Below are 21,345 nucleotides of genomic sequence, written 5' to 3'. Positions count from 1 at the left end.
CGATGCAGTACGAACAACTCCTTGGCAACCCGATGATGGCGCTGGGCCTGACCCTGCCGCGCATCGCCGGCGCCTTCATCATGCTGCCGCTGCTGACCCAGCAGAACATGCCGGCGATGGTGCGCAACAGCTTCCTGGTGAGCCTGGCGATCGTGGCGCTGCCGGTCGCGCTGGCCGGGCTGCCCGATACCGGCATGGTGATGTCCGACATGGCGCCGATCGTGCTCAAGGAGCTGTTCATCGGCATCGCCATCGGCTTCTGCTTCGGCATCGTGTTCTGGGCGATCGGCGCGGCAGGCAACATCCTCGACACCCAGATCGGCATGAGCATGGCGTCGATCTTCGACCCGGTGCAGGGCCACCAGACCTCGCTGCACGGGCAGTTCCTGTCGCAGCTGGCGGCATGGCTGTTCATGGCCAGCGGCGCGTTCCTGGTGTTCCTGGGGGTGCTGCTGGAGAGCTACCAGGTGTGGCCGGTGATGTCGTTCTTCCCCGACATCAAGGTCGCCGGCCTGTACCTGTTCGTCGGCCAGTTCAGCTATCTGATGACCGCCGCGCTGCTGCTGGCCGCGCCGGCGATCGTGATCATGCTGCTCATCGACCTGTCGTTCGGCCTGGTGAACCGCTACGCGCCGTCGCTGAACGTGTTCGCGCTGACCTTGCCGATCAAGGCCTGGCTGGCGACGGCGGTGATCCTGCTGATGCTGGGCGCGCTGATGGAGTTCGTGCTGCGCCGCCTCGGCGACAGCCGCGGGTTCCTGGAGGTCCTGCAGCGGGCGCTCGGGTCGGCGTAGCCGCGGCTACGGGGCGTCCGGCGGCGGGGGAAGCGGGAGCGCCCCGCCTTCTTCGCCATCCATGCCGCCGGTCTCGCGGCGCACGCTCTCGGCCCAGTGCAGCACCTCGGCCACGGCGTCGAAGAACTCGCTGCTGATGTAGTTGTCGAGCTCGACCTTCTCGTTGAGCCCGCGCGCCAGCTGCACGTTCTGCATGATCGGCACGCCGGCTTCCTCGGCGGCCTGCCTGATCAGCGCGGCGATGCCGTCCTCGCCCTTGGCGACCACGACCGGCAGATCGTCGACTCCGTGTTCGTACTGCAGCGCCACGGCGATGTGGGTGGGATTGGTCACGACGACATTCGATCCTCTGACGGCACTGAGCATGTTCTGCTGCGACCACTCCTGGTGCAACTGCCGGCGCCGAGACTTGATGTAGGGGTCGCCCTCGTTCTCCTTGACCTCCTGCTTGATGTCGCGCCGGCTCATGCGCAGCTGCTTGGTGTAGGAGAACTTCTGGTACCAGGCGTCGAGCGCGGAGACGAAGAAGAACACGAAGATCGTCCAGATGCCGATCCTCACCAGCGCGTACCACACCGCCGAACCGATCGCCGCCGGCGGCGAGGACGGCAGCATCAGCAGCTGCGGCAGCATCCCCCACAGCACGTAGCCGCCGATGAAGATCAGCGCCGCGCTCTTGATCACCGACTTGACCAGCTCGACCAGGTTGTCCATCGAGAACATCTTCTTGATGCCCTCGACCGGGTTGAGCTTGTCGAGCTTGGGCGAGACCTTCTTCAGCGTCACGATCGGCCCGACCTGCAGGAACTCGACCAGCACGCCCAGGAACAGCGCCAGCGCCAGCAGCGGCAGGGTCAGCCACAGCAGGGTGTCGAAGGCCAGCCGCCCGACCTCGCGCACGCCGAGCTCGAACGGATGCGTGACCGCGGCCAGGCTGGTGTCGAACAGCTCCCGCATGCGCCGGAACATGAACCCCATCATCAGCCAGCCCCCGACCAGCCAGCCGAGGAACAGCACCGTGCTGGTCAGCTCCTTGCTCTTGGAGACATTGCCTTCCTTGCGCGCGTCCTTGATCTTTTTCGGGGTCGGCTTTTCGGTCTTGTCGGCGCCCTGGTCCTTGTTTGCCATGCCGGCCTCTGTGGAACGTTCTGGTGCAGCGAAGGTCTGGTGCAACGGCTGCCGCGGCAGGCTAGCATGGGGTGGTGGCCGCCCCGCGGCTGCGCACAAGCTGAACACGGACCGTCATCCGGGTGTCATCTAGGGTTGTCCCCAGATGGCTGAACAGGCCCTCCGGCGCTATCGTCCCGCCATCGCCGCCACTGCGGCCGCCACAGGTTCCAGCGCATTCCCATGAGCACCATCGGCAGTTCCGATCCGCACCTGACCCGAGCCGGCCTTGCCCGCCTCGACGGGCAGGTGTCGCTCGACGAGCTGCACGGCCGCGACCAGGGACAGGCCGCCGGCCTTGAGCAGCTCCGCGACACCGGCCCGGCCACCCAGGCCCGCCCCGCCACCGACGCCGGCGAGGACGTGCTCAACGCCGCCGCGTGGGACGACATCCCGGCCGGCCAGCGCATGCTGGAGGGCGATCAGGGCTTCGAGGCGCAGTTGGGCGCGATGGAGCTCTCGGGCGCCGCCGACAGCGCCGCCGACGCGATCCTGTCCGCCATCGGCTGAACTGCTGCGGAGTAATCCCGCCTGGCCCGCTCGCCCGAACCGGGCGCGACGCCTAGACTCACGCGCACCGATCCCCCGCGCGCCGCCATGACCGCCGATACCTCCGCCCCGCCGCTGCCTTCGCCAGCCGAGCTGCGCGCCGCCGCCGACCGGCTGGTGTCTGCGCTGGCCGCGCACGACGACCCCGAGTACCGCCTGACCGTGCTCAAGCGCCTGGCGCGGCGGCTTGGCGAGGAGCGCTACCCGCTGTTCCTGCGGCTGCTGGGCGTGGTGGCCGAAAGCGACGACGAACGCGCGCAGCGGCTGCTGGCCGAAACCTTCGGCACCGCGCTGCGACGCATGGACATGCCCGGCGGCGCGCTCAGCTCCTGGGGCGCAGCGCGGCTGCCCGATCCGTCCGCGCCGCTGGCCGCCAGCGCCTTTTCCGGCCACTTCTTCGGCGCCGCACCGCAGCGGCTGCTCGGGCCGGTGGAATACCTCACCGTCTGGCACCTGCAGCGCACCCAGCGCACCGCGCTGGGCGCCGAGACCTTCCGCACCGCGCTGTCGCGGATGATCGCCCTGCTCAACCGCAGCGACGACGCCCGCGCCCTCTATCCGCAGAAGCTGGCCGCCGACGCCCAGAACGAGCTGGAAGGCGCCTACACGCGCGCCACCCGCGAGCGGCTGGCGGCGATCGCCGCGGCGTGGAAGGCGGGGCAGTCGCCGGAGGACGTCGCCCAGGCCGCGCTCGACGCACAGGCCGGCGACACGCCGGCCAACTGGGTGGTCCGCGACCTGTAAGGTGCCACCCGCCGCCCCCTGCAGCGCTCCTGTGGGAGCGACAGCCGTGGGCCGCCGCACCCCGAACTTGCGGCCCCCAAGGCCCGCCGCCAAGATGCCGGCTGTCTATCTTTGGGGATGACACATGCGCCATCGCCGCTGGTTCCCGCTGCTGCTGGCCTGCCTGTGTGCACTGGCGATGGCCGCCTGCCGCCCGGCGGCCGAAGCCCCGGCCGCGAAGGCCCGGGCCCCGGGCGCCGCCCGGCCCGCCGACGCGGTGCGCCTGCTCACCGGCCACCTGCGCGCCAACGCGCTGGACGCCTACGCCCGCGACGCGATTCCGCCGGCGCTGCATGCGCAGATGGAAACCGCCTGGCGCGAGGGCCGCACCCGCTGGCCGCTGGACGAGCTGCCGCTGGGCGAGCGCCTCCCGCAGCTGCTCGCCGCCCTGTCCCGGCCGGACGCGGAGGCGCACTGGATCCGGGTCTTCGACCGCCAGTTCGCCAACGCCGACCGCGAAATCGACTCCACTGCCGCCACGCTGGGCCTGTTCGGCGTCCAGTACGTCAGCAACGAAGGCGACTTCAGCGACGCCGAACGCGAGCACTACACCCAGCTCATCGCGGCGATGAGCCGCTGGGCGCAGGCGGCGCCGCTGGCCGACCCCGGGCGCGCGCACGACGCCATCCCGAAGCTGGTTGCCGCGGCGCGGCAGACCGGGCTGGCCTCGGAGGCCGACTTCGCCCGCCTCGGCATGGAACAGAGCCTGCGCCGGATGCACCCGTTCGCGCAGGCGACCACGCAGGTGCTGGCCGGCTACGGCCTGGATCTGGACGCCGGCCTGGGCGCGCTCGACGCCAGCCTGCAGTCGCAGACCGGCGACACCGCCAAGGTGCGGATGCGCTACCTGCTGGGCGGGCAGCCGATCGACACCGTCGTCGAGGTCGAGCGCCACGACGGCCGCTGGTACCTGAGCGACGTGCTGCGCCACGCCCGCGCCGCGCTGGCGCAGCCGGCCGCGCCGGCCGCGACCGCGCCGGAGGCGGCCCCGCCGGCGGCGGGACGACCGCCTTCGGCATAATGCCGGCGATGCCGACCCAGCCGACCCTGTTCGAACCCGACCCTCTGCCCCCCGGCGACGCCGGCAGGCGCCGCCCGGCCACGGGCGATGCCGCCAGCCCCGCAGCGGCCGGCGCGCCGGTCGGCCCGATGCTCGCCGGCAGCGAGGAGCCCGCCGACGACACCGCGCCCGCCGCGGACGCGGCCCCGCCGGCCGATGGGGCCAATGGCACCGGGAAGACGCAACAACCCTCGCTGCTGGCCGAAGACGCCCCGCCGCCGGCCGTCGCCCAGCTGCGCGAGCGCCGGCCACTGTGGGCACGCCTGCTCGGCCGCCTGCTGCGGCCGTGGATCTCGCTGCGGACCGAGCCCGACGCGCCGCAGCAGTTCGTCGACCAGCGCCCGGTCTGCTACGTGCTCGAGGACTACGGCCTTTCGAACGCGCTGATCCTCGACCGCGCCTGCCGCGAGCAGGGCATGCCCTCGCCGCTGCGGCCGCTGCCGGGCGACCCGCTGGGGCGCAAGCGCGCCTACGTGGCGCTGTCGCGGCGCAGCGCCAACAGCGTCCTGGCCGCGCTCGCCGCCGGCAAGCCGGCGCCGCCGCGCACCCATTCCGAATCGCTGGCGCGGCTGCTCGAGGCGCACCGCGAGGACCCGGCGCTGGACGTGCAGCTGGTGCCGGTGTCGATTTTCGTCGGCCAGGCGCCGGACCGCGCCAGCGGCTGGTTCTCGGTGCTGTTCTCGGAAAACTGGGCGCTGGTCGGCCGCTTCCGCCGGCTGCTGGCGATCCTGCTCAACGGCCGCAACACCCTGGTGCGCTTTGCCGCGCCGGTGAACCTGCGCGGCATCATCGCCGAGGACCTGCCGCCCGAGCGCACCGTGCGCAAGCTCTCGCGGGTGCTGCGCACGCACTTCAACCGCATCCGCGAGGCGATGATCGGGCCGGACCTGTCCACCCGCCGGCTGCTGGTCGACAAGGTGCTGGCGGCCGAGTCGGTCAAGGACGCGATCGTCGACCAGGCCCGCCGCGACAAGTCCACGCCGGCCGAGGCGTGGAAGAAGGCGCACGCCTTCGCCTACGAGATCGCCGCCGACTACTCGCACCCGGTGGTGCGTTCGGCCAGCTTCCTGCTGACCACGGTCTGGAACCGCATCTACCGCGGCGTGCTGGTGCACCACCTGGAGCGGCTCAAGGCCGCGGCCCCGGGACACGAGGTCGTCTACGTGCCCAGCCACCGCAGCCATATGGACTACCTGCTGCTGTCGTACCTGCTGTACGACCGCGGCATCGTGCCGCCGCACATCGTCGCCGGCATCAACCTCGACCTGCCGGTGATCGGCACCCTGCTGCGCAAGGGCGGCGCGTTCTTCATCCGCCGCTCGATCCGCGGCAGCATGCTGTACTCGGCGGTGCTCAGCGAATACGTCGCCCAGCTGGTCGCCGGCGGCTATTCGATCGAGTACTTCATCGAGGGCGGGCGCTCGCGCACCGGCCGGCTGCTGCAGCCCAAGGGCGGGATGATCTCGATGACGGTGCGCGCATTCCTGCGCCAGCCGACGCGGCCGGTGCTGTTCCAGCCGGTGTACATCGGCTACGAGAAGCTGATGGAGGGCGGCAGCTACCTCGACGAGCTGTCGGGCAAGCCCAAGGAGAAGGAATCGATCTGGGCGCTGCTGTGGGGCATCCCCAAGGTGCTGCGGCAGAACTACGGCCAGGTGGTGGTGAACTATGGCGAGCCGATCGCACTGGCCGACGTGCTGGCCGAGCAGGCACCCGACTGGGACGGCCGGCCGGTGCCGGAAGAGGACAAGCCGGCGTGGCTGTCATCGACCGTCGACAACCTGGCCCAGCGCATCCAGGTCAACATCAACCGCGCCGCCGACGTGAACCCGATCAACCTGCTGGCGCTGGCGCTGCTGTCCACGCCCAAACACGCGATGGGCGAGGGCGACCTGCGCGCGCAGATCCTGCTGTCCAAGCGGATGCTGGAGGAAGTGCCCTACAGCGAGCTGGTCACCGTGACCCCGCATTCGCCGGAAGAGATCATCGCCCACGGCGAGGAGATCGGCGTCCTGCGCCGCACCGCGCATCCGCTGGGCGACGTGCTCAGCGTGTCCAGCGCCGAAACCTCGGTGCTGCTGAGCTACTTCCGCAACAACGTGCTGCACCTGTTCACCGCATCGGCGTGGATCGCCTGCTGCTTCCAGCACAACCGGCGCATGGCGCGGCGCAACCTGCTCGACATCGGGCGCACGGTGTATCCGTTCCTGCAGGGCGAGCTGTTCCTGCCCTGGGACCAGGACAGCTTCGCCGCGCGCATCGACGCGACCATCGAGGTGTTCATCCGCGAAGGGCTGCTGCAGGTGGTCGAGAACGCCAACGGCAGCGACGGCGACATCCTGGCGCGCAACGCCGGCCAGAGCGACGAGGTATTCCGCCTGCGCGCGCTGGGGCACCCGCTGCAGCAGGCGTTCGAGCGCTACTACATCGCGATCTCGGTGCTGGCCAAGAACGGCCCCGGCACGCTCGGCGCCGGCGAACTGGAAAGCCTGTGCCAGCTGGCCGCGCAGCGGCTGAGCCTGCTGTACGCGCCGGCCGCGCCGGAGTTCTTCGACAAGGCGCTGTTCCGCGGCTTCATCCAGAAGCTGCGCGAACTCGAGCTGGTGTGGCTGGACGGCAACAGCAAGCTGGTCTTCGACCAGCGCCTGGACGCCTGGGCGCGCGACGCCAAGGTGATCCTGGGCCGCGAACTGCGGCATACGATCGAGAAGGTGAGTCCGGAAGCGGTGCGGCCGGAGGTGGTGGTGGAAGAGGCTTCACCGGAGCCGCCGGCGTCGGCGTCGTAGCCGGAGGGGGCTTTGCCCCTTCCCCTTGAAGGGGAGGGCTTCTACGCCGGCTCGTCGGGGATCAAATCAGACTCCAGCCGCGCGATCTGGTCCTTGAGCTGCAGCTTGCGCTTCTTCATCCGCTTGACGGCCAGTTCGTCGGCCTGGATGTCCGCCTGCAACCGCACGATCGCGAGGTCAAGGTCGCGGTGTTCGAGCTTGAGGTCCATCAGCCGCTGGCTGATGACGGCATCGTTTGCGGGTTCCACCCGGCGAGCTTACACGCGCCCGGGCCGGGCCGTCATCGCGGCCACGGGCGTGGTGCGCGGCCGGTAGAATGGTCGGTCCATGAGCACGCCCCTGCCCCTGCAAGATCCCGTCCGCGCCGACCGTGGCGACGCGCGCGAACAGCACCGGCTGGCCACGCGGCTGCGCCACCAGGTGGGCCGCGCGATCGCCGACTTCGGCATGATCGGGGACGGCGACAAGGTCATGGTCTGCCTGTCCGGCGGCAAGGACAGCTACACCCTGCTCGACATCCTGCTGCAGCTGCGCGAGAAGGCGCCGGTGTCGTTCTCGCTGACCGCGGTAAACCTCGACCAGAAGCAGCCGGGCTTCCCCGAGCATGTGCTGCCGGAGTACCTCGAATCACTGGGCGTCGAATACCGGATCCTCGAACAGGACACGTATTCGGTGGTGACCCGCGTGGTGCCCGAAGGCAAGACCATGTGCTCGCTGTGCTCGCGCCTGCGCCGCGGCGCGCTGTACACCTACGCCGAGGAACAGGGCTTCACGAAGATCGCGCTGGGCCACCACCGCGACGACCTGGTGGCGACGTTCTTCCTCAACCTGTTCTTCCACGCGAAGCTCTCGGGCATGCCGCCCAAGCTGCTCAGCGACGACGGCAGGCACGTGGTGATCCGCCCGCTGGCCTACGTGCGAGAGGACGACATCGTCGCGTATGCCGAAGCGAAGCAGTTCCCGATCATTCCCTGCAACCTGTGCGGCACGCAGGAGAACCTGCAGCGCAAACAGGTCAAGCGGATGCTCGACCAGTGGGAGCGCGAATCGCCCGGCCGCATCGACCAGATCGCCCGCGCGCTGGGCGACATCCGCCCCTCGCAGCTGAGCGACCCGAAGCTGTTCGATTTCCTCGCCCTGGGCCGCACCGCCGCCGCCGACATCGTCCGCGACGCCGACGCCCCCTGATGTTCCCAGCCCCATTCCCCGTGACTCCCGCAAAGCGGGAGCCCAGCGACTTTGCCTCCCGATACGGCGCAAGCCGTGCAAGCCACGGATCCCCACCTCCGCGGGGATGATGGCCAGGACCGATCCTGGTCCCTAATCCCGGGCTCCGGGTCCCGAGTCCCGAGCCCCCAATCCCGAACCACCAGTCACCAATTCCTACCCCCATCCCCGGACCCCCGATGTTCTTCCGAAACCTCACCCTGTTCCGCTACCCCGCCTCCCTCGACCTGTCCGACCTCGACGAGCACCTGGCCGAATGCACGCTCAAGCCCGTAGGCGGGCTGGAGCTGTCCTCGCGCGGCTTCATTTCGCCGTTTGGCCGCGACGCCGAGGCGCTGAGCCACCGCGTCGACGATGCGGTCTGGCTCACCGTCGGTGGCGAGGACAAGCTGCTGCCCGCGGCCGTGGTCAACGACCTGCTGGCCAAGAAGATTGCCGAAATGGAGCAGCGCGAAGGCCGCAAGCCCGGCGGCCGCGCACGCAAGCGGCTCAAGGAGGACCTGGTGCACGAACTGCTGCCGCGCGCCTTCGTGCGCCCGTCGCGCACCGACGCGATGCTCGACCTCGAGCACGGCCTGTGCATCGTCGACACCTCCTCGCGCAAGAACGCCGAAGCCGTGGTGTCCGAGATCCGCAACGCGCTGGGCAGCTTCCCGGCGCTGCCGCTCAATGCCGAAGTCGCGCCGCGCTCGGTGCTGACCGGCTGGATCGCCGGCGAGCCGCTGCCGGCGGGCCTGTCGCTGGGCGAGGAGTGCGAGCTCAAGGACGCCGCCGAGCACGGCGCGGTGGTCAAGTGCCAGAACCAGGAGTTGCAGTCCGACGAAATCGCCAAGCACCTGGAGTCCGGCAAGCAGGTCACGAAGCTGGCGCTGGTGCTCGACGACCACGTCTCGTTCGTGCTCGGCGAGGACCTGGTCATCCGCAAGCTGAAGTTCCTCGATGGCGCCGTCGACCAGCTCGAAGGCACCGAGACCGAGGACATCCGCGCCGAGCTCGACGCCCGCTTCGCGCTGATGGCGGGCGAGCTGCGGCGGCTGTTCGCGCTGCTGGAGCCGGCGTTGAAGCTGTCGAAGGCGGAGGCGTGACGGGGCCGGGACTCGGGACTCGGGACTCGGGGGCAGCGTGTTGCGCTTGTTCCTCTTGAAGACGGCGTGGGAAGGGTTTCCCTTGCTCCATCCGGCCCGGCTGCGGAAGCCACTGCTGACACCGCGCCCGGATTCCACGCACTGCCACACAGGACTACGATGACCCCATGCCGCCGCTGTCCCGCCTGCTGACGCCGAAGCCGAAGCCGCGCACGCTCGAGCGCGACAGCTTCGACTTCACCCTCGGCGATGGCCGCAGCATCCGCATCAATCGCGTGCGCGACCCGCGCGCGCGACGGCTGCGGCTGTCGGTGGACGAACGCGGCGCGCGCCTGACGCTGCCGCCGCGCGCGAGCCTGGTGTCCGGCGAGCGCTTCGTGCGCGAGCACGGCGACTGGCTCGCGCAACAGTTGGCCGTGCACGACGGCGACGACGGCATCGCGCCGCTGCAGCGCGGGGTGACTGCGTCGCTGCCGCTGCGCGGGCGGATGCTGCCGCTGTCCTGGCACGAGGGGCGCTTCACGGCGTTGCAGTTCGACGGTGAAACGCTGGCCATGCAGGCACCGGCGCGCGCGGGACAGGCGGCGCTGGTGCGCGCGCTGCGCGATTTCTACGAGGCGCAGGCGCGCGCCGACCTCGGCCGCTGGCTGCCGCGGCACCTGCCGACGCTGCCGCGCGCGCCGTCGCGCATCCGCCTGAAGGTGATGTCCTCGCAGTGGGGTTCGCTGGCGCCGGACGACGCGATGTCGCTGGACCTGTCGCTGGTGCTCGGCACGCCGGATGCCTTCGAGTACGTGCTGGTGCACGAGCTGTGCCACCTGCTCCACCGCGACCATTCGCCGGCGTTCTGGCGCGAGGTCGGCGCGCGCTTCCCCGGCTGGCCCGCGCAGCGCGACTATTTCCACGCCGAGGGACGGCGGCTCAAGGCCGGACTGCGGCGACTGCTGGCCTGCTGACCGCCGCGAACGCGTTTGCCCGGGTGTCACCGGCCGTGCGCCGGAAACCCGGAACCCGCGTCGTGCCGATCCGCCTGTCCATTGCCATGCTCCTGGGCGCGCTTGCGCTGGCCGCAGTCGCGTCCGGCTGCCGGCAGTCGCGCGAGGCGTTCGCCGACTCCGCACTCGCGCCCGCTGCCATGGGGCTGCCCGCGCACGAGGCGCAGGCCACCGCCGCACGCCGCGTCGCTGGCATCGGGGCCGCGCGCGGCGAGGCGCTGCCGCTGCCCGCCGACTTCCCCGACGATGTCTACCTGCCGCCGGGCTATCGCATCGACAGCCTGATGGACCGCGGCAACCTGCGCGTGGTCAGCCTGCGCGCGCCGGGCCGGGTGTCGTCGCTGTTCGAGGCCGCGCGCAGCAGCATGGACGAGCGCGGCTGGAAGCAGGCCCTGGCCATGCGCGAGGGCGGCGACAGCGCGATGCTCAGCTACGAGAAGGCCGACCGCACCACCGTGCTGTCCTTCAGCGATGCCGGCGACGACCGTGGTGCGGTGGCGGTCAGCGTGCAGCTGCGCAGCGGCGCGCTCTGAGCCCGGACGGCGCGCTCAGCGCAGGAAGAAGTCGCCGATCGCCGCAGCCACCGCGCGCGGGTCTTCCATGTGCAGGTGGTGACCGCCGGGCAGCACGATGAGCTCTCCGCGCGGCAGCAGCGCGGCGTGTTCGCTGCGCAGCGGCTCGGGCAGGTAGGGCTGCGGCGGATCGGCGTGGATGACGCGCGCCGGGCACTCGATGCCGCCGATCAGGTTGCGCACCTGCGCCTGCGTCATGCGCACCATCGTCGGCAGGGTCAGGCGCGGGTCACTGCTCCATTCGCAGCCACCGGGCACCGCGCGCACGCCGCGTTCGACCAGCAGCCGCGCCGCCGCCTCGCCGAGTTCGTTGGCGCGCATGCGTGCGCGCACCGCGGGTTCGAGGTCGGGAAACACCCGCAGCCGCTTGCCCGGCAGCGCGCGCGTGGCGGCGACCGCTTCGCGCAGGCGCGCCACCGTGCGGTCGGCCGCCTCGGGCAGCGCGCCCAGCGCCTCGATCGCCAGCAGTCGCTGCACCCGCTCCGGCGCCCCCGCGGCGACCAGGCTGGCGATGCCGGCGCCCATCGAGTGTCCGAGCAGGGCGAACCCGTCCCAGCCCAGCGCGTCGGCGATGTCGAGCACCGCGTGCAGCGCGCCGGCGAAGGAGTAATCCGCGCCCGGCGGCAAATGCGCGCTGCGGCCGTGGCCGGGCAGGTCGGGCGCGACCAGCTCGACGTGCATGCCGGTGCGTTCGAATTCCGCCGCCAGCGGCACGAAGCTGGCCGCGTTGTCGAGCCAGCCGTGCAGCGCCAGCACCCGCGGCGCACCGGGCGTGCCGCCGCGCAGGCCGGCCATGCGGCCCATCGGGATGTCGAGCGCGAAGTCCGCGAGCACGCCCACGCCGCTCAGCGCCACGCGTCGAATTCGCGCGCCACCAGCGCCGCCAGCGCATCGGCATGCGCCGGGGCGTCGTTGAGGCAGGGGATGTACGCCAGCGTGCCACCACCCGCGGCGCGGAACAGCGCCGCGTTCTGCAGCGCGATCTCCTCCAGCGTCTCCAGGCAGTCGGCGGGGAAGCCCGGGCAGACCACGTCGACCCGGCCCAGCCCCGTTTCGCCCAGCAGGCGCAGGGTGGCGTCGGTGGCCGGCTGCAGCCACTGCTCGCGGCCAAAGCGCGACTGGAAGGTCACCAGCCATTCGCCGTGCCCCAGCCCGAGCGCGGCGGCCAGCGCGGTGGCGGTGGCGTGGCACTGGGTCGAGTACGGGTCACCGCCGTCGACCAGCCGCTGCGGGATGCCGTGGAACGACATCAGCAGCCGCTCGCCGCGGCCGTGCGCCTGCCAGTGCGCGCGCACGCTGTCGGCCAGCGCGGCGACCACGCCGGCATCGGTGGAGTACTGGTCGACCATGCGCAGCGGGAGTTCGGCTGCATCCTTGGCGATGCGTGCGAGCGCGTCGGCCACCGACGCGGTGGTGGTGGTCGAGTACTGCGGGTACAGCGGCAGCACCAGCACCCGGCCGCAGCCGCGGTCGCGCAGCGCGCGCAGCCCGGCGTCGATGCCGGGCTCGCCGTAGCGCATCGCGTGCGCGACCGGCACCCCGGGCAGGCGCTCGCCGATGGCTGCGGCCAGCCGCGCGGTATACACGGCCAGCGGCGAACCGTCGTCCAGCCACACCTGCGCGTACTTGCGCGCCACCCGCGGCGCGCGCAGCGGGAGGATCACGCCGTGCAGCAGCGGCCACCACAGCAGCCGCGGCACCTGCACCACGCGCGGGTCGGACAGGAATTCGGCCAGGTAACGGCGCACCGCCGCGGCGGTCGGCGCCTGCGGCGTGCCGAGGTTGACCACGAGCAGGCCCTGTGTGGATGCAGGCAAGGAGGGTTCGGCGCCGGTTTCGGCGCTGCGGGCGGTTGCGGCTGGCATCGGCATAGGATGGCAGGCCCGGCCGCGCTTGGCACCGTCGAGTGGCAGAATCGGGGCTTGCCGCGCGCCGGACGGGCGCACGGAACGATGGCGCGCAGCGGCGGTCCTCAGAATGGATTCATCCCGCGCCCACTACCTTTCAGCCGATTGCGCCGCGGTTTCGCGACGCGCCCGACTTCCTGCCGGAGCCCGACATGTCGAACACGCCTTCCACTCCCCGCAACGCCGCGCCGCGCCTGGCGACGCTCGCCATCGCCACGCTGCTGGCCGTCGGCACCGCTGTCCCGGCCTGGGCCGGCGCGCAGGAAGACGCGCGCTCGGCCAACGCGGTGCGGGTGCTGACCGACATCCAGGCGATCCCGGAATCGGCGATCCCCGACAAGCTGCTCGACGAGGCGCGCGCGATCGTGGTGGTGCCCGACACGCTCAAGGTCGGGCTGGTGCTCGGCGGCCGCCGCGGCCACGGCCTGATGTCGGTGAAGAATCCCGACGGCACCTGGTCGAACCCGGTGTTCGTCAAGCTCACCGGCGGCAGCATCGGCTTCCAGGCCGGCGTGCAGTCGGCCGACGTGGTGCTGGTGTTCCGCAACGACCGCAGCCTGGAGTCGATCGTCAACGGCAAGGTCACCCTCGGCGCTGACGCCGGCGTGGCCGCCGGACCGGTCGGCCGCAGCGCGGCGCTGGCCACCGACGGCCAGCTCAAGGCCGAGATCTGGTCGTGGTCGCGCGCGCGCGGGCTGTTCGCCGGCGTCGCGCTCGACGGCGCGGTGCTGTCGATCGACGACGCGGCCAACGAGGCGGTGTACGGGCTCGACACCACGCCGCGGATGATCTTCGAGGGCCGCGCGGCGCAGGTCCCGTCGACCGCGGTGGTGAACTTCCGCGACCAGCTGGAGGAAGCCACCGCCGCCGCCCGCGCCACGCGCGGCACCGATGCGGCCTCGCAGCCGGTGGCGAACGTGCCGGCGGCCGAGCCCGTCACCGTGCCGGCGCAGCCCGACCCCGCCGTGGCTCCCCCGGAGCCCCAGCCGCAGCCGTTCGAGCCGGTCGGCGACGACCAGGGCAACCCGGCCACGGTCGAGGAGCTGCCGCCGGTCCAGTGACGCGCTGCGCTATCCTTCGCGTTCCTCCAACGTACATGCGAGACAAGCCATGGGCGGTCTGAGCATCTGGCACTGGCTGATCGTGCTCGCGGTCGTGCTGCTCGTTTTCGGCACCAAGCGCCTGACCAGCGGCGCCAAGGATCTCGGCAGCGCGGTCAAGGAGTTCAAGAAGGGCATGCGCGACGACGACGACAAGCCCGCCGGGCAGCTCGGCGACCAGTCGCGCACGGACCAGGCCGCGTCGGACAAGCAGCGCGACGACGACCACGTCCAGCGCTGACGCCGCGCTCCGCGGCGCCCGGCCATGTTCGACATCGGTTTTTCCGAACTCCTCGTCATCGCGGTGGTGGCGCTGCTCGTGCTCGGCCCGGAACGGCTGCCGAAGGCGGCGCGCTTCGCCGGCCTGTGGGTGCGGCGCGCGCGCGCTCAGTGGTATTCGGTGCGCAGCGAGCTGGAGCGCGAACTGGCCGCCGACGAACTCAAGCGCAGCCTGCGCGAGACGCAGGAGCAGATGCGCGACATCGACGCCTCGGTGCGCGCGGCCGACGCCGAAGCGCGGCGCGAATTCGACGCCATGCGCAGCGCGACCAGGGCCATCGGCGACGAGGCCGCCGCGGTCGAGCCGCCGCCGGCGGTGACCCCCACCGACCGCCGCGACGCGCCCGGCTACGAACCCGAACCGGACGACGCCTCCGGCGAGGCCCGCGATGACCGCGCCTGACGACGGCGGCGAAGGCAGCCTGTTCGACCACCTGGTCGAGCTGCGCGCGCGGATGTTGCGCGCGATCGCCGGCGTGCTGCTGGTGCTGGTGGCGCTGCTGCCGTTCACCAGCCAGCTGTACACGTGGGTGGCACTGCCGCTGGTCTCGCGGCTGCCCGCCGGGCAGCAGATGATCGCGATGAACCCGGCCGGCGCGTTCTTCGCGCCGATCAAGCTGGCGTTCCTGGTGGCGGTGTTCATCGCCGCGCCGTGGCTGCTGTACCAGGCCTGGGCGTTCATTGCGCCTGGCCTGTACAAGCGCGAGAAGCGGCTGGCGCTGCCGCTGCTGACCTCGGCGGTGGCGCTGTTCTACGCCGGCTGCGCGTTCGCGTACTTCCTCGTGCTGCCGATGGTGTTCAACTTCCTGCTGCACTTCAAACCCGACATCGTCGCGATCACGCCGGACATCAACGCGTACCTGGAGTTCGTGCTGGTGATCTTCCTGGCCTTCGGGATCAGCTTCGAGCTGCCGGTGGCGCTGGTGATCCTGGTGCTGCTGGGCTGGGTGACGCCGGCGCAGCTGAAGGAATGGCGCGGCTACGCGATCGTCGGCATCTTCGTCGTCGCCGCGGTGATCACCCCGCCCGACGTGGTGTCGCAGCTGCTGCTGGCGATCCCGATGATCGGGCTGTACGAAGCCGGGATCATCGCCGCACGCGCGGTGGCGCCGAAGACGGACGCGGCGGCGGGCGATTCCGCCGGCAGCGGCGGATGACCGCCGCCGGCTTCTGGCGCCGTTACGCGGCCTGGTCGCTGGACGCGGCGCCGCTGTCGATCCTGTCCTTGCTGTTGTGCTGGCCGTGGGCCGCGCCCGCCGCGCGCGCGCTGGCGCGCGACTACCTGGCGATGCTCGACGCCGCCGGCCGCAGCCTCGGCCAGGCGCTGGCCGACGGCACGCCGCTGTCGGCGCTGGTGGCGCAGTGGCTGGCCGATCCGGCGCTGCGCGCGGCGATCGACGCGGTGTCGCAGTCGCTGTGGGCGCTGCTGTGGCCGCTGCTGCTGGTCTTCGTCCTGCTCGGCGCCGGCTGGCACGCGCTGTTCGAGGCCGGGCCGCGGCAGGCCACGCCCGGCCAGTGCCTGTTCGGCCTGCGGGTGGTCGACGCGGCCGGCGCGCGCATCGACCGCGGCCGCGCGCTGCTGCGCCACGCCGCCGGCGCGCTGTCCTGGCTGACCCTCAACATCGGCCACGCGCTGGTCCTGCTGCGCCCCGACCGGCGCGCGCTGCACGACCTGCTCAGCGGCACCGCCGTGGTCCAGGACGCCGATCCACGCGCGAAGCTTCCGCCGCTGGCACGGGCATGGCTGGGCGTGCAGCTGCTGGCGCTGTGGTGGGTGGTGGCGGTCTGGTTCGGCGCCACCAACGCGGCGCTGGAGAGCGGCCTGAACGCTGCATTCGGTCTCTGACGCACCCGCGGCTGCAGGAGCGGCTTCAGCCGCGAGTTCTTGACTGTTCCGTGCCCGCGCAAAAAGTTCGCGGCTGAAGCCGCTCCTGCCGGGATTTCACAGTTCCAGCCGGTCCGGCGGCAGCGGCGGCGCCTGCCCGTCGCCTTCGTCGCAGACGTCGCGCCACATGTAGTACATGACGCCGAACATCACCACGTACAGCACCAGCAGCGCGGCGAAGTACACCGGTGCCGCCAGCAGCGCCGCCAGCAGCGGATGCACCAGCCCGCCGATGCCGGCCAGCAGCGCGATCACCAGCATCGTGACCAGCGCGAACGCGAAAAAGCCGACGAACGCCACCAGCGCTAGCAGCGCGATCGGCAGCACGTTGCGGAGCGTGCCCGACACGCCGTCGGCCAGCGCGCTGCGGACACCGTGCCCGCGCAGCGCGATCTGGCCGAAGCCGATCGCGTACACGCCGCCGAAGAACAGCCCCGCCAGGATGCCCAGCGCCATCAGCTTGCCGAACCCCGGCGGGATGTCCTGCAGCACCTGCGCCTGCACCGCCGGATCGTTCTGGCTGCTGGCCGCCAGCAGCTCCATGTACCAGGCCGAGACGTCCTTGCCGAACAGCGCCACCACCGCAACGAACACGGCCAGGTAGGCGACGAACATCACCACCCCGAAGCCGACCAGCCGGTTGCGGTCGTCACCGGGGCGGAACGTGTCGAACAGCGCACCGGCGTGCGTGGGCCGGCCGTGCTCGGCGTCGTCGATCACCCGCAGCACGCCGCCGATCAGCAGCGGATACACCACCGCCATCACCAGCGTGCACGCGGCCATCACCGCCATCGACACGTTCGCCCCCAGCCCCAGCGCGGACACCACCACCTGCACCAGGCTCGGCACCATTGCGACCAGCGCCAGCAGCGCCACCGCTCCGAATATCGCGCGCGGATTGCTGCGGCCGAGGTTGATCGCCTGCTTCAGCCAGGACCAGCCGGCGGCGGGGCCTCTTGCGTGGGTGGACATCGGTTTGGGTGGCTCACACGGGGTTGGGGAGACAGGCCGTCATCGTACGCGACGGGGAGCTGGACTCGGGGCTGGGCTGTAGTCGCGCCGCAATCAGCGGCGAGCGGGGCTGACCCGGGCGTGTCGCACGAAGCGACGCAGCACGCGGCGCGCCTGCGGGGCGGCGGCGACTTCGGCGGCGATGCGCTCGGGATCGAGGCCGTCCCGCGCCAGCGCGTCGGCGCGCGCATGCACGTAGCCGCGCATGTGCACGGTGCCGAACTCGGGGTGGAACTGCACGCCCCACGCCGACTCGCCCCAGCGGAAGGCGTGGCAGTCGTCGTGGGCCGCGCGCGCCAGCACGGTGGCGCCCGGTGGCGCGCGCAGCACGCTCTGCAGGTGGGTGGCCTGGGCGGGGAAACGGCCGGGCAGCCCGGCGAACAGCGGGTCGCCTGCGGCCGCCGGCAGCAGCTCGACGGGCACCGTGCCCATCGTGCGCCCGTTCGGGTTGTCGCCGACCTCGCCGCCCAGCGCGTGCGCCAGCAGCTGGTGGCCGTAGCAGATACCGAACACCGGCACGCCGGCGTGCGCGGCGTCGCGCAGCCAGGCCGCGCTGGCCTCGCTCCAGTCGCGGCGCTCGGTGACCATCGCACCGGAGCCGGTGACGATCACGCCGGCCAGACCGTCGCGCGGCGGCAGCGGTTCACCGCCCTCGACGTCCACCGCGTCGACCTCGCCACGCCCCAGCCCGGCGGCGCTGCGGATCCAGTGCGGGAAGCCGCCGTGGCGGCGCATCGAGGGCACCGGCTGGCCGGTCTCGACGATCAGGAAGCGGGGGTCGGGGGATGCGGACATGGCCGTGATTATCCCCGCCGCGGCGCCCCGCGTCGCCGGGCCGGGTGACCCCGCCCGCTATACTGGCCGGCCTTTTCCCGCGACCGGCGCCAATGCAGGGACCCACCTTCCAGCAGCTCATCCAGAAGCTCAACGCCTACTGGGCCGCGCAGGGCTGCGTGCTGGTGCAGCCGCTCGACCTGGAGGTCGGCGCGGGCACCTTCCACCCGGCCACCTTCCTGCGCTCGCTCGGCCCGGAGCCGTGGAACGCCGCCTACGTGCAGCCCTGCCGCCGCCCCACCGACGGCCGCTACGGCGAGAACCCCAACCGCCTGCAGCGCTACTACCAGTACCAGGTGGTGATGAAGCCCTCGCCCGACAACATCGTCGAGCTGTACTTCGACTCGCTGAAGGAACTGGGCATCGACCCGTTGGTGCACGACCTGCGCCTGGTCGAGGACAACTGGGAGTCGCCCACGCTCGGTGCCTGGGGCCTGGGCTGGGAAGTCTGGCTCAACGGCATGGAAGTCACCCAGTTCACCTACTTCCAGCAGGCCGGCGGGCTGGAGTGCCGGCCGGTGCTGGGCGAGATCACCTACGGCCTCGAGCGGCTGTGCATGTACCTGCAGAACGTCGACGACGTGTTCGACCTGGTGTGGACGCATGGGCCGGACGGCACGCCGGTGACCTACCGCGACGTCTACCACCAGAACGAAGTCGAGCAGAGCGCGTACAACTTCGAGCATGCGGACGTGGCCGAGCTGTTCCACCGCTTCGACGCCTGCGAGGCCGAGGCCCTGCGGCTGGTCGAACTGGGCCTGCCGCTGCCGGCCTACGAGCAGGTGATGAAGGCCTCGCACAGCTTCAACCTGCTCGACGCGCGCCGCGCGATCTCCGTCACCGAGCGCCAGCGCACCATCCTGCGCGTGCGCAAGTTGTCGCAGGCGGTGGCCGAAAGCTACCTGGCGCAGCGCGAGAAGCTCGGGTTTCCGGGGTTGAAGCAGGCCGCGCAGGCGGCGTGAATCCACACTCCCTCCCCTTCAAGGGGAGGGCTGGGGAGGGGATGGGGTTCCGGCACGACGCGGCACCGTCGAGGAAACCCATCCCCTCCTAAATCCTCCCCTTGAAGGGGAGGACTTCAGAGCAAAGGCCTCCTCCATTTGAAGGGGAGGACTTCAAGGCAAGAGGCTTTCGATGTCCGACACCACATCCCTGCTCATCGAACTGGGCACCGAGGAACTCCCGGTCAAGGCGCTGCCCGGACTGGCGCAGGCGCTGTTCGATGGCGTCATCGATGCGCTGGGCAAGCGCGGTGTCGCGGTGGAACGCGGCGAAGCGAAACCGCTGTACTCACCACGACGGCTGGCGGTGATGCTTCCGTCCGTTGCCATCGAACAGCCCGAGCAGGCCTCGGAAGTGCTCGGTCCCTACCTCAACATCGCGCTGGACGCCGACGGCCAGCCCACGCGCGCGCTGCAGGGCTTCGCGGCCAAGGCGGGCGTGGAATGGACCGCGCTCGAGCGCACCACCGACAACAAGGGCGAGCGCTTCGTGCACCGCTCGGTGAAGCCGGGCGTGGCCACGCGCGCGCTGCTGCCGGAGATCCTGCGCGAAGCGGTCGCGGCGATGCCGATCCCCAAGCCGATGCGCTGGGGCGACCACGACCACGCCTTCGCGCGGCCGCTGCACTGGCTGGTGCTGCTGCTGGGCGAGGAGGTCGTCGAAGGCGAGCTGTTCGACATCCGCGCCGACCGCATGAGTCGCGGCCACCGTTTCATGCACGACAAGCCAGTGTGGGTCGGGCGCGCGGAGGACTACGTCGACGCGCTGCGCGGGGCGAAGGTGCTGGTCGACCCCGACGAGCGCCGCGCGCGCATCGTCGAGGAAGTCGAGGCCGCAGCGAAGCAGGCCGGCGGCAGCGCGCGCATCGACGCCGACAACCTGGCCCAGGTGAACTGCCTGGTCGAATGGCCGGCGGCGGTGGCGTGCTCGTTCGAACCCGGGTTTCTCGCCGTGCCGCCCGAAGCCCTCATCACCACGATGGAAGCCAACCAGAAGTTCTTCCCCGTGCTGGGTGACGGCGGCCGCCTGAGCGAGCACTTCATCGGCATCGCCAACATCGATCCGAAGGACCCGACCGAAATCCGCAAGGGCTACGAGCGCGTGATCCGCCCGCGCTTCGCCGACGCGCAGTTCTTCTTCATCGAGGACATGAAGCAGGGCCTGGCGTCGATGAACGACGGCCTTGCCAGCGTCACCTACCAGGCGAAGCTGGGCACGGTGGCCGACAAGGTCGCGCGCGTGGCGAAGCTTGCCGAGGCGATCGCGCCGCAGGTCGGCGTCGACCCGGCGCTGGCGAAACGCGCGGCGGCGCTGTCGAAGGCCGACCTGCAGTCGCGCATGGTCAACGAGTTCCCGGAGCTGCAGGGCATCGCCGGCCGCTACTACGCGATGCAGGACGCCGCGCTCGACGACCTGTCGCACGACGACCGCAATGCGCTGGCCAATGCCCTCGATGAGGCCTGGCAGCCGCGTTATTCGGCCGACGACATCGCGCTGTCGCCGCTGGGCAAGGTGCTGGCGATCGCCGAGCGCCTGGACACGCTGGCCGGCGGCTTCGCCGCGGGACTCAAGCCGACCGGCAACAAGGACCCGTTCGCGCTGCGGCGCAATGCGCTGGGGTTGGCGCGGACGGTGATCGAAAGCGGCTTCGACCTCGACCTGCCGCAGTTGCTGGACGCGGCGATCGCAACGATCGGCCCATTGCCGACGGGGAAGAAGGACGGCCCGGCCGTGCCGGCCGATCGCGCCGAGGTGCATGACTTCATCCTCGACCGCCTGCGCGGCTACTACGCCGACAAGGGCGTTCCGGCGCAGCATTTCAACGCCGTCGCCGAGTTGCGGCCGGCCTCGCTGTACGACTTCGACCGCCGCGTCGACGCCATCGGTACCTTTGCCGCGCTGCCCGAAGCCGAGGCGCTGGCCGCGGCCAACAAACGCATCAACAACATCCTCCGCAAGGCCGGCGACGACGTGCCGGACGCGGTCGATCCGGCCCTGCTGAAGGAGCCGGCAGAAGCCGCGCTGGCCGAAGCCGTCGAGGCGGTCTACGCCGAAACCGGCCACGCGCTGGCCCACGGCGACTACGTCGACGCACTCGCGCACCTGGCGCGGCTGCGGCCGCAGGTGGATGCGTTCTTCGACCAGGTGATGGTCAACGTCGAGGACGCACCGCTGCGCAACAACCGGCTCGCGCTGCTGCGGCGACTGTCGGAGCGGTTGGGCAGCGTGGCGGCAATCGAGCACCTGTCGGGCTGAGCACGGACCCCGTTGCCATCGCTGTTGTAGAAGCGGCGGAAGCCGCGAGCTTT

22 protein-coding genes are annotated in these 21,345 nt (G+C 71.2%); 16 read left to right on the top strand and 6 right to left on the bottom strand.

Going from position 1 to position 21,345, the window contains the following annotated elements; genetic code table 11:
- Window positions 1–2: 2 nt before the first annotated feature.
- Complete coding sequence (gene sctT / locus ABD679_RS01430; protein WP_344758138.1) at window positions 3–794, top strand: type III secretion system export apparatus subunit SctT; 792 nt, start codon at window positions 3–5, stop codon at window positions 792–794.
- A 6-nt stretch (window positions 795–800) separates the two neighbouring features.
- On the opposite strand, the gene sctU is transcribed toward sctT, so the two are convergent.
- Window positions 801–1,922, bottom strand: coding sequence for a type III secretion system export apparatus subunit SctU (sctU, locus tag ABD679_RS01425; RefSeq protein WP_344758137.1), 1,122 nt, complete (start codon window positions 1,920–1,922; stop codon window positions 801–803).
- 222 nt (window positions 1,923–2,144) lie between these two features.
- On the opposite strand from sctU, the gene ABD679_RS01420 reads away from it, so the two are divergent.
- The 4 genes from ABD679_RS01420 to plsB all read left to right on the top strand — a co-directional run bounded on the left by ABD679_RS01420 (window position 2,145) and on the right by plsB (window position 7,139).
- A complete protein-coding gene (locus tag ABD679_RS01420) occupies window positions 2,145–2,471 on the top strand; it encodes a hypothetical protein (RefSeq protein WP_344758136.1) in 327 nt (108 codons plus the stop codon).
- Window positions 2,472–2,558: 87 nt separating this feature from the next.
- Window positions 2,559–3,254 carry a hypothetical protein gene (locus ABD679_RS01415; protein WP_344758135.1) on the top strand — a complete coding sequence of 232 codons (696 nt, stop codon included), beginning with the start codon at window positions 2,559–2,561 and terminating at the stop codon, window positions 3,252–3,254.
- Between the two features lie 124 nt (window positions 3,255–3,378).
- Window positions 3,379–4,314, top strand: coding sequence for a hypothetical protein (locus tag ABD679_RS01410; protein ID WP_344758134.1), 936 nt, complete (start codon window positions 3,379–3,381; stop codon window positions 4,312–4,314).
- Entirely contained in the window at window positions 4,314–7,139 is a 2,826-nt protein-coding gene (gene plsB, locus ABD679_RS01405) for a glycerol-3-phosphate 1-O-acyltransferase PlsB (protein WP_425561819.1), read from the top strand. The genes ABD679_RS01410 and plsB overlap by 1 nt, the downstream gene beginning before the upstream one ends.
- 41 nt (window positions 7,140–7,180) lie before the next feature.
- Here plsB and ABD679_RS01400 read toward each other — a convergent pair whose 3' ends face one another.
- Entirely contained in the window at window positions 7,181–7,348 is a 168-nt protein-coding gene (locus tag ABD679_RS01400; protein WP_425561826.1) for a YdcH family protein, read from the bottom strand.
- Window positions 7,349–7,466: 118 nt separating this feature from the next.
- On the opposite strand from ABD679_RS01400, the gene ttcA reads away from it, so the two are divergent.
- The 4 genes from ttcA (at window position 7,467) to ABD679_RS01380 (ending at window position 10,979) form a co-directional block, all read left to right on the top strand.
- The gene (ttcA, locus tag ABD679_RS01395) at window positions 7,467–8,327 is read left to right on the top strand and encodes a tRNA 2-thiocytidine(32) synthetase TtcA (RefSeq protein WP_344758131.1); all 861 of its coding nucleotides are present in this window, start codon (window positions 7,467–7,469) and stop codon (window positions 8,325–8,327) included.
- A 218-nt stretch (window positions 8,328–8,545) separates the two neighbouring features.
- A complete protein-coding gene (locus ABD679_RS01390) occupies window positions 8,546–9,451 on the top strand; it encodes a recombination-associated protein RdgC (RefSeq protein WP_344758130.1) in 906 nt (301 codons plus the stop codon).
- A gap of 167 nt (window positions 9,452–9,618) precedes the next feature.
- Entirely contained in the window at window positions 9,619–10,407 is a 789-nt protein-coding gene (locus tag ABD679_RS01385; RefSeq protein WP_344758129.1) for a M48 family metallopeptidase, read from the top strand.
- 62 nt (window positions 10,408–10,469) lie between these two features.
- On the top strand, window positions 10,470–10,979 hold the full coding sequence (locus ABD679_RS01380; protein ID WP_344758128.1) for a hypothetical protein: 510 nt from the start codon (window positions 10,470–10,472) through the stop codon (window positions 10,977–10,979).
- A gap of 15 nt (window positions 10,980–10,994) precedes the next feature.
- On the opposite strand, the gene ABD679_RS01375 is transcribed toward ABD679_RS01380, so the two are convergent.
- Together ABD679_RS01375 and hemH are read right to left on the bottom strand one after the other, a co-directional pair.
- A complete protein-coding gene (locus ABD679_RS01375) occupies window positions 10,995–11,822 on the bottom strand; it encodes an alpha/beta fold hydrolase (RefSeq protein ID WP_344758233.1) in 828 nt (275 codons plus the stop codon).
- Window positions 11,823–11,863: 41 nt separating this feature from the next.
- A complete protein-coding gene (hemH, locus tag ABD679_RS01370) occupies window positions 11,864–12,883 on the bottom strand; it encodes a ferrochelatase (RefSeq protein ID WP_425561818.1) in 1,020 nt (339 codons plus the stop codon).
- Between the two features lie 194 nt (window positions 12,884–13,077).
- Here hemH and ABD679_RS01365 point away from each other — a divergent pair, with 194 nt between their 5' ends.
- The 5 genes from ABD679_RS01365 to ABD679_RS01345 are packed head-to-tail and all read left to right on the top strand — an operon-like array spanning window position 13,078 to window position 16,150.
- Window positions 13,078–13,986, top strand: coding sequence for a lipid-binding SYLF domain-containing protein (locus tag ABD679_RS01365; RefSeq protein ID WP_344758126.1), 909 nt, complete (start codon window positions 13,078–13,080; stop codon window positions 13,984–13,986).
- A gap of 49 nt (window positions 13,987–14,035) precedes the next feature.
- A complete protein-coding gene (gene tatA, locus ABD679_RS01360; RefSeq protein ID WP_344758125.1) occupies window positions 14,036–14,266 on the top strand; it encodes a Sec-independent protein translocase subunit TatA in 231 nt (76 codons plus the stop codon).
- Between the two features lie 24 nt (window positions 14,267–14,290).
- Complete coding sequence (tatB, locus tag ABD679_RS01355; RefSeq protein WP_344758124.1) at window positions 14,291–14,707, top strand: Sec-independent protein translocase protein TatB; 417 nt, start codon at window positions 14,291–14,293, stop codon at window positions 14,705–14,707.
- A complete protein-coding gene (gene tatC / locus ABD679_RS01350; RefSeq protein WP_344758123.1) occupies window positions 14,694–15,461 on the top strand; it encodes a twin-arginine translocase subunit TatC in 768 nt (255 codons plus the stop codon). Before tatB ends, tatC begins: the two co-directional genes overlap by 14 nt.
- Complete coding sequence (locus tag ABD679_RS01345) at window positions 15,458–16,150, top strand: RDD family protein (RefSeq protein ID WP_344758122.1); 693 nt, start codon at window positions 15,458–15,460, stop codon at window positions 16,148–16,150. The genes tatC and ABD679_RS01345 overlap by 4 nt, the downstream gene beginning before the upstream one ends.
- A gap of 96 nt (window positions 16,151–16,246) precedes the next feature.
- On the opposite strand, the gene ABD679_RS01340 is transcribed toward ABD679_RS01345, so the two are convergent.
- Both ABD679_RS01340 and ABD679_RS01335 read right to left on the bottom strand, forming a co-directional pair.
- Window positions 16,247–17,161, bottom strand: coding sequence for a hypothetical protein (locus ABD679_RS01340; RefSeq protein WP_344758121.1), 915 nt, complete (start codon window positions 17,159–17,161; stop codon window positions 16,247–16,249).
- A 93-nt stretch (window positions 17,162–17,254) separates the two neighbouring features.
- Window positions 17,255–17,995, bottom strand: a complete 741-nt coding sequence (locus ABD679_RS01335) for a glutamine amidotransferase (protein WP_344758120.1) — start codon at window positions 17,993–17,995, stop codon at window positions 17,255–17,257.
- 92 nt (window positions 17,996–18,087) lie between these two features.
- Here ABD679_RS01335 and glyQ point away from each other — a divergent pair, with 92 nt between their 5' ends.
- Together glyQ and glyS are read left to right on the top strand one after the other, a co-directional pair.
- The gene (gene glyQ / locus ABD679_RS01330; RefSeq protein WP_344758118.1) at window positions 18,088–18,996 is read left to right on the top strand and encodes a glycine--tRNA ligase subunit alpha; all 909 of its coding nucleotides are present in this window, start codon (window positions 18,088–18,090) and stop codon (window positions 18,994–18,996) included.
- Between the two features lie 172 nt (window positions 18,997–19,168).
- Complete coding sequence (glyS, locus tag ABD679_RS01325) at window positions 19,169–21,292, top strand: glycine--tRNA ligase subunit beta (protein ID WP_344758117.1); 2,124 nt, start codon at window positions 19,169–19,171, stop codon at window positions 21,290–21,292.
- The last annotated feature ends 53 nt before the right edge of the window (window positions 21,293–21,345 follow it).

The organism is Luteimonas lutimaris (genome assembly GCF_039537065.1).
Taxonomy (GTDB): domain Bacteria; phylum Pseudomonadota; class Gammaproteobacteria; order Xanthomonadales; family Xanthomonadaceae; genus Luteimonas; species Luteimonas lutimaris.
The sequence above is the reverse complement of the archived record's forward strand: the minus strand, read 5'-3'. Positions and strand labels throughout refer to the sequence as shown.